Raw genomic sequence first — 11,829 nt, 5'->3', positions numbered from 1 at the left:
ACTGGATGGAACGGGCCTTGCCATATTCGCAACAGGGTGCCGACGGCACCCTATTGAATTTAACCCCATGCCGCGCAGGGTTGGGGTTATTTTGTTGATTTATTTGGGCTGGGCCACAAAGGTCTGGCCGGTTTTGCCCTTGCTGTCCACTCCCATCAGATAGAGATAGAGCGGCATCAGGTCGGCCGGAGTCTTGAGGGTCTGCGGATCTTCGGCCGGGAAGGCGCTGGCCCGCATCTTGGTGCGGGTGCCGCCCGGGTTGAGGGTGTTGACCCGCACCGAGGTGTTCTCCAGCTCGTCCGCCAGCACCTCCATCATGCCTTCGATGGCGAACTTGGAGATGGCATAGGTGCCCCAGTAGGCGCGGCCCTTGCGACCCACGCTGGAGGAGGTGTAGACGATGGAGGCATCGCCGTGCTCCTTGGCGGTCTGGCGGATGAGCGGCAGCAGCGCCTGGGTCAGCAGGAATTCGGATTTGACGTTGACCTGCATCACCTCGTCCCACTCCTGCTCCTGGATGTGTTCGAACGGTGACAGGGTGCCGAGCAGGCCGGCGTTGAACAGCACGCCGTCGAGGCGGCCGAACTGCTGGGCGAAGGTCTCGGCCATGCCGCGATAGTGGGCGGCGGTCGCCCCCTTCAGATCCACCGGCACGATGGCGGGCAGCGGGTGGCCGGCCGCCTCGATCTGGTCGTAGACCGCCTCCAGCTTGGCGCTGGTGCGTCCGAGCAGGATCACGGTGGCGCCGTGGGCCGCATAGGTGAGTGCCGCTTCGCGGCCGATGCCGTCACCGGCACCCGTGACCAGAATGACCTTGTCCTTGAGCAGATCCTGGGGGGCCTGATAATCGAACATGACAACTCCTGTTAACAATTCGTGGCTGATGCGCCCGGCAATAGAGGGGCAAGTGTACTGATCCCGCACGGCGTTTGACCAGTATGAGATGGCAAAAATGTGAATAAATCAGAGGGGTTGTGATTGTCGATTGGCATTTCTGACGGGTTGACGCAGAGTTTTTGCGCGCACCGGGCAAACTCCCTAGAATGTGAAAAAATCGTCCCCCCGGGGGCACACCAGTGGAGCATCAAGTGGCATTTTTGACCGAATATGGCCTGTTCCTGGCCAAGACCATTACCCTACTGCTCGCCATCGGCGCCGTCATCCTGATGGTGGTAAGCAGCCGTCAGCCCAAATCCCGCAAGGGGGAGCTGGTGGTCACCGATCTATCCAGCGAGCTGGAGCAGGGGCGTCACCAGTTGCAGGCTGCATTGGCCGGCAAGGCGGAGCGCAAGCAGCTGGAGAAGGCGCGCAAGGCCGAGCAGAAGGCGCGAGCCAAGAGCGAAGATGCCCGCAGCCGGCTGTTCGTCATCGATTTTCACGGCAGCATGGATGCCAGGGAGGTGGCCTCCCTGCGCGAAGAGGTGAGCGCCGTGATAGGCGTAGCCCAGCCGGGGGACGAAGTGCTGCTGCGGCTCGAATCCGGCGGCGGCGTGGTGCACGGCTACGGTCTGGCAGCCTCCCAGCTGCAGCGGCTGCGGGATCGTGACATCAAGCTGACCGTGGCCATCGACAAGGTGGCGGCGAGCGGCGGCTACATGATGGCCTGCGTGGCTGATCAGATCCTGGCGGCGCCGTTCGCCATCGTCGGCTCCATCGGGGTGATCGCCCAGCTGCCGAACTTCAACAAGCTGCTGAAAAAGCACGACATCGAGTTCGAGATGCACACCGCCGGCCAGTACAAGCGCACCATCACCATGTTCGGCGAGAACGACGACCTGGGGCGCGAGAAGTTTCGTGAGGAGCTGGGCGCCATTCACGAGCGCTTCAAGGCATTCGTGGCCGAGCACAGACCCAGCCTCGACATCGACAAGGTCACCACAGGCGAGCACTGGCTGGCGAGCCAGGCCAAGCAGCTCGGGCTGGTGGACAGCCTCTGCACCAGCGATGACTATCTGCTGGCCCAGGCCAGCCAGCACAAGGTGGTCGGCATTCGCTACAGCAAGCCGAAAAGCCTGACCCAGAAGCTCGGCCAGCAGGCTGCCGTGGCGCTGGAATCCGGTCTGGGTCGCCTGTGGCAGCAGGGCCCCTGGCGCTGAGGTACAGTTCAAGGACGGAAAAAAGAGAGCCGGGCACTTGCCCGGCTCTCTTTTTTTATAGGGTTGGAGCGCTTTAGCGCTGGAACGGGTAGACGGAACCCAGTTTCAGGATCTGGGTCAGCTCGTCCAGCGCGGTGCGGGACTCCATCACCAGCGCCGGGTCGCGCAGGTCGTCCAGTGCCAGGCTGTCGCGGTAGTGTTTCTCCACCCAGGCGTCCAGGCGGGCAAACTGGCCGTCGTTGATGAGGCAGGCCGGGTTGACCGCGGCGAGTTCGGTGTCGTTCATGGCGACCCGCAGCCGCAGACAGGCGGGGCCGCCGCCGTTCTTCATGCTCTGCTTCACGTCCATGTAGTGCACCCCCTTGATCGGGGTCCCCAGGGTCACCAGCTTGGCCAGATAGGCTGACACCGCCGGGTTGTCGCGGCACTCGGTGGGGGCGATGATGGCCATCTCGCCAGACGGCAGGGTCAGGATCTGGGTGTTGAACAGATAGGACTTCACCGCATCCTGCACCGACACCTCGGCAGTGGGCACCTCGATAAAGTGCAGCTCGCCGTCACCGAACTTGGTGCGCACCTCGGCCAGTGCCGAGGCGGTGTTGAGAAACGCCTGCTGGTGGAAGAAGAGCACGTTCTGGTTGCCCACCGCGATCACGTCGTTGTGGAACACCCCCTGATCGATCACGTCCGGGTTCTGCTGGATGAAGACCGCGCTCTCGTCTCCCAGGCCGTGCAGGCGGGCAATGGCCTGGCTCGCTTCCAGGGTCTGGCGGGCCGGGTAGCGTTTGGGGGCGGGCTGGGAGACGTCGAAGGCGCTGCGGCCATAGACGAACAGCTCGACCCCGGACTCGCCATAGGCGCGGCACAGCCGGGTGTGGTTGGCGGCCCCCTCGTCACCGAAGTGGTCGTTCTCCGGCAGGTGTTGATGGTGATAGAAGTGGCGGTCGTTGTTGAACACGGCGCGCAGGATTCGGCCGGTTACCTCGGGCTCGAGGGAGCGGTGAAACTTGTTGGTCAGGTTGGCAGGTGTGAAGTGGATGCGGCCATCCTGGGTATCGGCACTGGGGGAGACGGTGGCGGCGTTGGCGGTCCACATGCTGGAGGCCGAATAGCAGGCGGCCAGCACGGCGGGCGCCTGTTTGGCGGCCTGGGCCAAGACGCTTGCATCGTTGCCGGTGAAGCCGAGGCGACGCAGGGTGGCGAGATCCGGCCGTTCCTGCGGGGCCAGTACCCCCTGCACCATGCCGAGGTCGGTCAAGGCCTTCATCTTGCGCAGACCCTGCTTGGCGGCCTCCTTCGGATTGGACGCTTCCTTGGCATTGTTCTGGGAGGCGACGTTGCCATAGGACAAGCCGGCATAGTTGTGGGTCGGGCCGACCAGGCCGTCGAAGTTGACCTCGAAGTGCTTCATTGAGTACATCCTTTCGATTTTTATATGGGTAGCGGTTCCTTCCGCGCACAATGCTGCGGGATGCAGCCATTATAAGGAGATTTTGTCTTTTGTAACAAGCTGATAACGAAACTGGTTTGTTATGTTACAAGAGCGGTTGGTTATGTCGTTTCCAATATAAAAAGAGGGTGGATATAGCATAAAAATAAAAAAGCGGTTGCTTCCCGCGGCTCGGCTTCGCATTAATAAATAAAGAAGCAAGGTGGTTCGGGCTGCTGGGCAAATTTGCTCACAAGATTGCTTTTTCCCGTCAAATCTCTTATACAGCCCCACAAAACCGCACACCAACCCCGTCGGGTGCAATGAGGATAATAGTTACAGCATGGGCAAATCACTGGTCATAGTGGAGTCTCCGGCCAAGGCCAAGACCATCAACAAATATTTGGGCAAGGACTACGTGGTGAAATCCAGCGTTGGTCACGTGCGCGATCTGCCGACCAGCGGCAGCGCCAGCAACGAGCCCAAAAAACCTGTCATTCGCGGCATCAAGCTGAGCGAATCAGAAAAGGCTGCCAAGGAGCGCAATGCCCTGTTCTCACGGATGGGGATCAATCCGACCGCAGGCTGGCAGGCCAACTACCAGATTTTGCCCGGCAAGGAAAAAGTGGTCAGCGAGTTGCAGAGTCTGGCCGAGAAGGCCGACACCATCTATCTCGCAACCGACTTGGATAGAGAGGGGGAAGCGATCGCCTGGCACCTGCGCGAGATCATCGGCGGCGACGACAGCCGCTACAAGCGCGTGGTGTTCAACGAGATCACCAAGACCGCCATCCAGGAGGCGTTCGCCCAGCCGTCTGAGCTGAACATTCACCGCGTCAATGCCCAGCAGGCCCGTCGTTTCCTCGACCGGGTAGTGGGTTACATGGTCTCTCCGCTCTTGTGGAAGAAGCTGGCTCGCGGCCTCTCCGCCGGCCGGGTACAGTCTGTCGCGGTGCGCCTCATCGTCGACAAAGAGCGTGAAATCAAGGCGTTCGTGCCGGTGGAGTTCTGGGATCTCAACGCCGACCTGCTGACCGGTGATAACGCCGATCTGCGGATGGAGGTGGTCAGCCGCAATGGCGCCGACTTCAAGCCGGTGACCCAGGCCGAGACCTTCGCCGCCGTGGCCGCCCTGGAAGGGGTTGACTACAAGGTGGTGAACCGGGAAGACAAGCCGACCGGTTCCAAACCGTCCGCTCCCTTCATCACCTCCACCCTGCAGCAGGCGGCCTCCACCCGGCTGAGCTTCGGGGTCAAGAAGACCATGATGATGGCCCAGCGCCTCTATGAAGCGGGTTACATCACCTATATGCGTACCGACTCCACCAACCTCAGCAAAGAGGCGGTCGAGGCGGTGCGGGAATACATCGGCGAGCAGTATGGCGCGGCCTACCTGCCGGCCGAACCGAACCTGTACGGTGCCAAGGCCAATGCCCAAGAGGCCCACGAGGCGATCCGCCCCTCCAGCGTGCTGGTGACGGCCGAGATGCTGGAAGGGATGGAGCTGGACGCCATGCGGCTCTATGACCTCATCTGGCGTCAGTTTGTCGCCTGCCAGATGACCCCGGCCCAGTACGACTCCTCCACCCTGACCGTCAAGGCGGGCGAGTTCGAGCTCAAGGCGCGCGGTCGCACCCTGCGCTTCGCCGGTTGGACCAAGGCGCTGCCGCCCATGGGTCGCAAGGGCGAAGACAGCCAGCTGCCGGCGGTGACCGTCGGTGAGGTGCTCAAACTGGTCAAGCTGGATCCGCGCCAGCACTTCACCAAGCCGCCCGCACGCTTCACCGAAGCGGCGCTGGTGCGCGAGCTGGAAAAGCGCGGCATCGGCCGCCCGTCCACCTACGCCTCCATCATCTCCACCATCGTCGACCGTGGTTATGTGCGGGTCGAGAGCCGCCGTTTCTTCGCCGAGAAGATGGGTGAGATCGTCACCGACCGGCTGGTGGAGAACTTCGTCGAGCTGATGAACTACGAGTTCACCGCCAAGATGGAAGACAAGCTCGACGGCATCGCCGAGGGGAGCCTGGAGTGGAAGAAGGTGCTGGATGCCTTCTACGCCGAGTTCACCCAGGAGCTGGAAAAAGCGGATCTGCCGGTGGAAGAGGGGGGCATGCGTGCCAACCAGATGGTGCTGACCGACATCGACTGCCCGGATTGCGGCCGCAAGATGGGCATTCGCACCGCCACCACCGGGGTCTTCCTCGGCTGCTCCGGTTACGCCTTGCCGCCCAAAGAGCGCTGCAAGAAGACCATCAACCTGGTCTCCGCCGACGAGTTCGTCTCCGCCACTGACGGTGACGAGGCCGAGACCGAGGCGCTGCGCGCCAAGCACCGCTGCGGCGTGTGCGGCACCGCCATGGATGCCTACATCATCGACGACAGCCGCAAGCTGCACGTCTGCGGCCGCAATCCGGATTGCGACGGCTACGAAATTGAAAAAGGCCAGTTCAAGCTCAAGGGCTACGAAGGACCGAGCATCGAATGTGACCGCTGTGGATCCGAGATGCAGCTCAAGAACGGTCGTTTCGGCAAGTACATGGGTTGCACCAACGACACCTGCAAGAACACCCGCAAGATCCTGAAAAACGGTGATATCGCGCCGCCGAAGGAAGACCCGGTGCCGCTGCCGGAGTTGAAATGCACCCAGTCCGACGCCCACTTCGTGCTGCGTGACGGGGCCGCCGGCCTGTTCCTGGCTGCCAGCAACTTCCCGAAATCCCGCGAGACTCGTGCACCGCTGGTGGAAGAGCTCAAGCGCTTCAAGGAGCGCCTGTCGCCCAAGCACCAGTACCTGGCCGATGCCCCGGCGTCAGATCCTGACGGTAACGCCTCCATCGTGCGCTTCAGTCGCAAGACCAAGGAGCAGTACGTGATGACCGAGGTCAACGGCAAGGCGACCGGCTGGACGGCGCACTACGACAACGGCAAGTGGCAGGAGAGCCTGGCCAAGTCGAAGAAGGCGTGATTGCGCAGCGCGCACACTCTGATGAAAGAGGCCCCTTGCAGGGGCCTTTTTGTTTTCAGATGGCGGTATACTGAAACCGCTGCAAGGATGGCAGCGCTGGACACGGAGGTTGTGATGGAGATTAACGAGATCCGGCCGGGAATGACCTGTCTGACCCGGGAAGGAACCGCCTATGTGCTGGAAGTGGACAAGCAGAGTCTGCTGGTGCTGCTGCAACGGGAGTACGAAACGATCCCGGTGCAGGTGCGCAGCGACGAGATCCTGGCCCCCATCACCCGGTGAGGCGGGCCGCCATCGTCAAAAGGGCAGGAGAAACAGCAGCTCGGCGAGGTCGGGCTGCCACTGCCACTCCTTCATCCTGACCCGTCCGCCAATCACGGGCACCCCCTCTTCCTGCAGCAATCCCGCCTGTCTGTCAAAGCCTGCCGACCCCTTGGGCAGTGATATGGTGCCCGCCGCGCCCAGCACCCTGTGCCAGGGCAGCACCTTGTCGGTCTCCCTCAGCACCTTGCCCACCAGCCTGGCCCGGCCGGGCAGCCCAGCAAGATCCGCCACCTGGCCATAGCTCACCACGCGACCGGCCGGGATCAGGGCCAGGATCGCCTCGATGCGGGCCACCTTATTCAGCGGGGCTGGGGTCGATTCCGTTCTCATGAAGTTGACTCGTCAAAAACAACAGAAGCGCCATTGTGGCGCTTCTGTCGGGTGACTGGCAAATGTGTCAGCCGAAGGTCTGGCTGAGCCCCTTGAGCTGCCTGGCCCGCTCCAGCAGCTCCTGACTGGAGTCGTCGACCTCCTGCATCTTCTGGCTGTTGGCGTGGGAGTACTCGGAGATCTGGTGGATGCTGCGGCTGATATCCTCCACCACCGTCTGCTGCTGCTCGGCGGCGGCGGCGATCTGGGTGGAGAACTCGGTCACCAGCTCGATCTCCTGCAGCACGGTATGCAGGCTGCTGGAGCCCTGACGGGTCATCTCGGCGCACTCGCGGGTCTGCTGCAGGTTCTCCTGCATCATCCCCTTCCAGCGGCCCAGGGTGTGCTGGATCTGCTGGATGCTGCCCTGGATCTGCTCGGTCGCCTTGTGGGTGCGGGTCGACAGGGTGCGCACCTCGTCGGCCACCACCGCAAAGCCGCGCCCCTGTTCGCCAGCCCGGGCCGCCTCGATGGCGGCGTTCAGCGCCAGCAGGTTGGTCTGGTCGGCGATGCCCTGGATCTCTCCCATCACGCTGCCGATCCGCTCCGACTCGCTGGCCAGCTCCACCGCCGAGTTGAAGGCGAGCTCCGCCTGTCTGGCGAGCTGCTCGATGCGCTGCTCGGTCTGGGCCAGCTGCTTGTCCGTGTGCTGGCAGCGGCTGCGGGCCTCGCTCACCTGGCCGTTGGAGTCCTGGATGTTGCGGGCAATCTCGTGGGCCGTGCTGGCCATCTGGGTCATGGCGGCGGCCATCTGCTGGGTCTGGGCATCCTGCTCGTTGATGTCGAGACAGGCCTGATGGGAGGCCTGTTTCAGGTTGCTGGCCAGGGCCTGCAGCGGATTGGTCGCATCGTTGACCCGGCCCAGCACGGTGCGGATGCGGGCCTGGAGCATCTTGATGTGAAAGTCGGCAATGGCGCCGGGGCCGTCACCTGAGTAGACCAGCCGGGTCAGGCTGTCGTATTCGCGGCCCAGCTGCTGCAGATAGAGTGGCAGGGCGAAGATCTCGCGCCAGTAGGCGCCGCCGATGAGCAGCAGGGGCAGCAGCATCAGCAGGGCGGTCATGGCTCCCTGGCTGGCGAAGGCCCAGCCCACCAGGCCGAGCAGCAGCAGGGCGATGGCCGGTGCGCGCACCCGGGCGAGGGAGGGGAGGCGGCTGCCGGTACCGCGCTCGGCCTTGAGCAGGGCCTGGTAGGCCTGGCCGGCGATGCGCTTGAGCTGGGGATCCGGCTTGCAGCGCACCGACTGGTAGCCGCTGATCCGGTTGCCCTCGTAGATGGGGGTCACATAGGCATCGACCCAGTAGTAGCGGCCATCCTTGCAGCGGTTCTTCACCATGCCACGCCAGGGCTTGCCCTCCTTGAGGCGGGCCCAGAGATCGGCGAAGGCCGCCTTGGGCATGTCTGGGTGGCGCACCAGGTTGTGGTTGTGGCCGACCAGCTCGTCGACCGAGTAGCCGGCGATGCGGCAGAAGGCGGGGTTGGCGTAGGTGATCACCCCGCGCAGATCCGTGGTGGAGACCAGTTGTTCGTCGGCAGGAAACTCCACTTCGCTGTCCAGGGTATGGACGTCTCTGCGGGCCATAGGAATACGCTCCGATGTTCTTGTTGATAACTTTGTCGTTGTTATTGTGGCAGATCTGGAGATGGCCGCAGGCTCGCGCCAGCAGGCGGCAGACCGGCTTCATAGGGGGCTGAATTTTGCCAACAATGGCGGATGAATGGTAGGGGTAAGTTGATGTTTTGTTGGTTAATCGTAAAAAAAAGGCGGCCATCAGGCCGCCAAGGAAAAAAGATAACACTACCTCTGCGGTACCCGGTAACGCACCTGGAGCTGGTCGAGGATCTGCAGCTGGCCCGGCAGACGGGCGGCGAAGTGCTCCCACCCCTTGCGGGCGGGGGCGCTCCAGGCCACCTCGGCGGTCGCCAGCATGCGCGGGAACAACATATAGTCGAGACGATCGCGAGAGGTGATCAGTTCCGACCATAAGGGGCTCAGCACCCCCAGGATGTTATCGTTGGCATGGAAATCGGCTGGGGCCGGGTCGCACGCGTAGACCTGCGCCAGATTGAGGGTGCCCGCCCAGTAGAGGCCGGGTTCATGGATGTCCTGACTCCAGGCAAGGTCCAGATAGAGGTGCTGGGCCGGCGCCATCACCACCGGATAACCCGCAGCGGCCGCGTCGAGCCCGGCCTGGAAGCTGGTCCAGGCGAAGATGGTGGCGTCCCGGCTCACCTTGTCGCCGTGCAAAATCTCCTCCCAGCCCAGCATCCGCTTGCCCTTGCCGGCCAGGTAGTGCTGGCAGTGGCGCAGAAGGTGGCCCTGCAGCTCGCGGCAATCCTGATAGCCCTGCTGCTTCATCAGTTGCTGGCAGGCGGGGCTGTCGGTCCAGACCCCGCTGGGCACCTCGTCCCCCCCCATGTGCACCAGCGGCCCCGGGAACAGCTCGCACACCTCGTCCATCACGGCTTCCAGGAAGCGATAGGTGCCGGGCAGCGCCGGGTTGAGCACGTTGTCGTCAAAATATTGCACCGACAGGTAGCGGGAGCGGTCGGCCTCCTCCACCAGCAGTTCGGGCAGCGCCTTGATGGCGGCGTGGCAGTGACCCGGGATGTCAATTTCCGGAATGATGGTGATGCCAAGCCCGGCGCCGTAGGCCACCAGCTCGCGCACCTCGCTCTGGGTGTAGTAGCCGCCATAGGGCTCGGGGCCGCCGCTCAGCTGGGGCCCGACGGCCAGGCCGTGGCCGCGCCAGGCGGCCAGTTCGGTCAGCTGGGGGAAGGCCTTGATCTCGAGCCGCCACCCCTCGTCATCGGTCAGGTGCCAGTGGAAGCGATTGAACTTGTAGAGGCTCATCAGCCTGAGCAGGCGCTTGAGGGTGGCGAGGGAGTGAAAGTGGCGGGCACAGTCGAGAAAGATGCCGCGAAAGCCAAAGCGCGGCGCGTCGCTGAGCTCGATACAGGGCAGGCTCTCGCCGTGCTGCAGATACCACTGGGCCAGGCTGATGAGGCCATGGCGCCAACCTGCCTCGCCGCCGGCGGCAATCACTATCTCCTCCGGGGTAATGGTCAGCCGGTAGGCCTCCGGACCCAGGCCGCTTTCAACCAGCCGGATCTCGGCGTCGTGATCCTGCGCCAGCGCGAGCCCGGTCAGCTCGTTGAAGTGGGCCAGCAGCGGGCCGAGCAGGGGGCTCGGGCCGCTGACGTGGGCGCGCTCCGCCAGCCGGAAGTTGCCCTCCAGCAGCAACAGCCGATCCGGCTGGGGCACTATGCCGGCGAGGGGCTCCACCTCGGGCAGATCTGGCGCCGCAGTGGCGGATTGTGGCAGGCCCAGCTCCTCGCCGGTCAGCTCCACCGGCATCAGCTGGGGGCCGCTGCTGGCCCGGGGCAGGCTCAGGAAGAAGCCGCGCGGCATGTCGGAGAGGCGCTTGATGGGGGTGCTGCGACAGCAGAAGCGCAGCTCACTGGCCCCCGTTTGCGGGATCAAGACCTTGTAGCTGCCGCTCTGGCGCTCCAGTTCCCCTCCCTCTACCGAGCCTGGGTCGATGTGACGTGCCAGGCAGAAGTGGAGCTTCCAGGGGGCATCTGGCAGCTGGCTCAGGCTGAAATGAAACCAGACGTCGTCACCATCGCGTCGGTCGACCTGGGTGTGGATCAGGGGTGCGGACATGAAAACTCCTTCGGTTGCACGAGCAGGGGGCCGGCCGCCCTGGTGAAGGCGGCTGGCGATGGTTGAGGGGAGGGCGTTCCGGTGCTGGCCCGGTACGCCCGGTTCAGGAGTGCAGGCATGGCGGCGCCTCCGTCTTGGCAAACAGGATGGCCCCTTCCAGCGCGTCGGCAGCGGGGCTGACCAGCGGCAGGTGCGCCAGACGGGGGGCGAGGCGCATGCCGATGCCGCCGAGCAGGGCAATCCGGTCGGCGCCCAGCTGGCGCATCCCCTCCAGCAGGGTGGCCAGCTGCTGGCAGGTCTCCTCCAGCAGTTGGCAGGCGAGCTCGTCGCCGTCGCTGGCGGCATCGAACACCCAGGGGGCGAAGCGACCATAGTCGGCGGGGATGGCGCGGGCGGCCCAGCGTACCACCTCGGCCTGATCCCGTTTGAAGTGATCGAGCAAGCGGATGGCCAATGTGCTGGGGGGCAGGATGCCGTCGTGGCAGAGCAGGGATTGCTGGATGGCGCGCAGCCCCAGCCAGGCGCCGCTGCCCAGATCCGAGATGGGAAAGCCGCGGCCGGAGCAGGTGTGCAGCTGGCCGTGGCGATAGATGAGCCCGGCCGAGCCGGTGCCGGCGATGAGGATGGCACCCTCCTCGCCGCCAAAGGCGCCCAGGCAGGCACCGAAGGCATCGGAGGTGAGCCGCACGCTCGCAAAGGGGAAGGGCATGGTCAGCATGGCGTGATAGCAGTCGGCCAGCTCGGCGGAGGCGAGCGCCAGCCCGACCCCCATCCGTTGCTGGGCATCCTCCGTCAGTCCGGCCTCGAGACGGGCCTGCTCGATGGCGGCCAGCACGTTGCCGTGGGCGATCTCGATGCCAAGCTCCAGGTTGGAGCCGGCGGCGCGTCCCTCGCCGAGCAGCTTGCCGGCCCGATCCCGAATGCGGGCACGGGTGTGGGTGCCGCCGCCATCCACCCCGACCCAGTACTCAATCATGGG

The 11,829-nt window shown here is 64.1% G+C and carries 9 protein-coding genes; 3 read left to right on the top strand and 6 right to left on the bottom strand.

Features of this window, described 5'->3' with window-relative positions:
• Nucleotides 1-99: 99 nt before the first annotated feature.
• Complete coding sequence (locus I6L38_RS13050) at nt 100-855, bottom strand: YciK family oxidoreductase (RefSeq protein WP_010633256.1); 756 nt, start codon at nt 853-855, stop codon at nt 100-102.
• A gap of 233 nt (nt 856-1,088) precedes the next feature.
• Between I6L38_RS13050 and sohB the strand changes: the two genes are divergently transcribed.
• Nucleotides 1,089-2,096, top strand: coding sequence for a protease SohB (gene sohB / locus I6L38_RS13045; protein WP_043171803.1), 1,008 nt, complete (start codon nt 1,089-1,091; stop codon nt 2,094-2,096).
• A gap of 73 nt (nt 2,097-2,169) precedes the next feature.
• Here the strand turns inward: sohB and astB are convergent, their stop codons facing one another.
• The gene (astB, locus tag I6L38_RS13040; RefSeq protein WP_005303281.1) at nt 2,170-3,507 is read right to left on the bottom strand and encodes an N-succinylarginine dihydrolase; all 1,338 of its coding nucleotides are present in this window, start codon (nt 3,505-3,507) and stop codon (nt 2,170-2,172) included.
• A 361-nt stretch (nt 3,508-3,868) separates the two neighbouring features.
• On the opposite strand from astB, the gene topA reads away from it, so the two are divergent.
• Nucleotides 3,869-6,490, top strand: coding sequence for a type I DNA topoisomerase (gene topA, locus I6L38_RS13035; protein ID WP_042051062.1), 2,622 nt, complete (start codon nt 3,869-3,871; stop codon nt 6,488-6,490).
• Between the two features lie 114 nt (nt 6,491-6,604).
• Nucleotides 6,605-6,772 (top strand): hypothetical protein, encoded by a 168-nt coding sequence (locus I6L38_RS13030; protein ID WP_005303277.1) that lies wholly within the window; start codon nt 6,605-6,607, stop codon nt 6,770-6,772.
• A gap of 15 nt (nt 6,773-6,787) precedes the next feature.
• On the opposite strand, the gene I6L38_RS13025 is transcribed toward I6L38_RS13030, so the two are convergent.
• The 4 genes from I6L38_RS13025 to I6L38_RS13010 all read right to left on the bottom strand — a co-directional run bounded on the left by I6L38_RS13025 (nt 6,788) and on the right by I6L38_RS13010 (nt 11,826).
• Nucleotides 6,788-7,144 carry an MGMT family protein gene (locus tag I6L38_RS13025; RefSeq protein ID WP_005303274.1) on the bottom strand — a complete coding sequence of 119 codons (357 nt, stop codon included), beginning with the start codon at nt 7,142-7,144 and terminating at the stop codon, nt 6,788-6,790.
• Nucleotides 7,145-7,211: 67 nt separating this feature from the next.
• Nucleotides 7,212-8,765, bottom strand: a complete 1,554-nt coding sequence (locus I6L38_RS13020) for a PAS domain-containing methyl-accepting chemotaxis protein (RefSeq protein ID WP_201877626.1) — start codon at nt 8,763-8,765, stop codon at nt 7,212-7,214.
• Between the two features lie 216 nt (nt 8,766-8,981).
• Entirely contained in the window at nt 8,982-10,850 is a 1,869-nt protein-coding gene (locus I6L38_RS13015; protein ID WP_216988601.1) for a beta-N-acetylhexosaminidase, read from the bottom strand.
• Between the two features lie 103 nt (nt 10,851-10,953).
• Nucleotides 10,954-11,826, bottom strand: coding sequence for a BadF/BadG/BcrA/BcrD ATPase family protein (locus I6L38_RS13010; RefSeq protein ID WP_216988600.1), 873 nt, complete (start codon nt 11,824-11,826; stop codon nt 10,954-10,956).
• Nucleotides 11,827-11,829 lie beyond the last annotated feature (3 nt).

This window comes from Aeromonas sp. FDAARGOS 1408, from assembly GCF_019048665.1.
In the GTDB taxonomy this organism is placed as follows: Bacteria; Pseudomonadota; Gammaproteobacteria; order Enterobacterales; family Aeromonadaceae; genus Aeromonas; species Aeromonas dhakensis.
The sequence above is the reverse complement of the archived record's forward strand: the minus strand, read 5'-3'. Positions and strand labels throughout refer to the sequence as shown.

Bases quoted from the DNA above. Each gene is read 5' to 3' on its own strand.
- I6L38_RS13025 (WP_005303274.1), bottom strand. From the start codon at position 7,144: ATGAGAACGGAATCGACCCCAGCCCCGCTGAATAAGGTGGCCCGCATC.
- I6L38_RS13030 (WP_005303277.1), top strand. From the start codon at position 6,605: ATGGAGATTAACGAGATCCGGCCGGGAATGACCTGTCTGACCCGGGAA.
- I6L38_RS13015 (WP_216988601.1), bottom strand. From the start codon at position 10,850: ATGTCCGCACCCCTGATCCACACCCAGGTCGACCGACGCGATGGTGAC.
- I6L38_RS13020 (WP_201877626.1), bottom strand. From the start codon at position 8,765: ATGGCCCGCAGAGACGTCCATACCCTGGACAGCGAAGTGGAGTTTCCT.
- astB (WP_005303281.1), bottom strand. From the start codon at position 3,507: ATGAAGCACTTCGAGGTCAACTTCGACGGCCTGGTCGGCCCGACCCAC.
- topA (WP_042051062.1), top strand. From the start codon at position 3,869: ATGGGCAAATCACTGGTCATAGTGGAGTCTCCGGCCAAGGCCAAGACC.
- I6L38_RS13010 (WP_216988600.1), bottom strand. From the start codon at position 11,826: ATGATTGAGTACTGGGTCGGGGTGGATGGCGGCGGCACCCACACCCGT.
- I6L38_RS13050 (WP_010633256.1), bottom strand. From the start codon at position 855: ATGTTCGATTATCAGGCCCCCCAGGATCTGCTCAAGGACAAGGTCATT.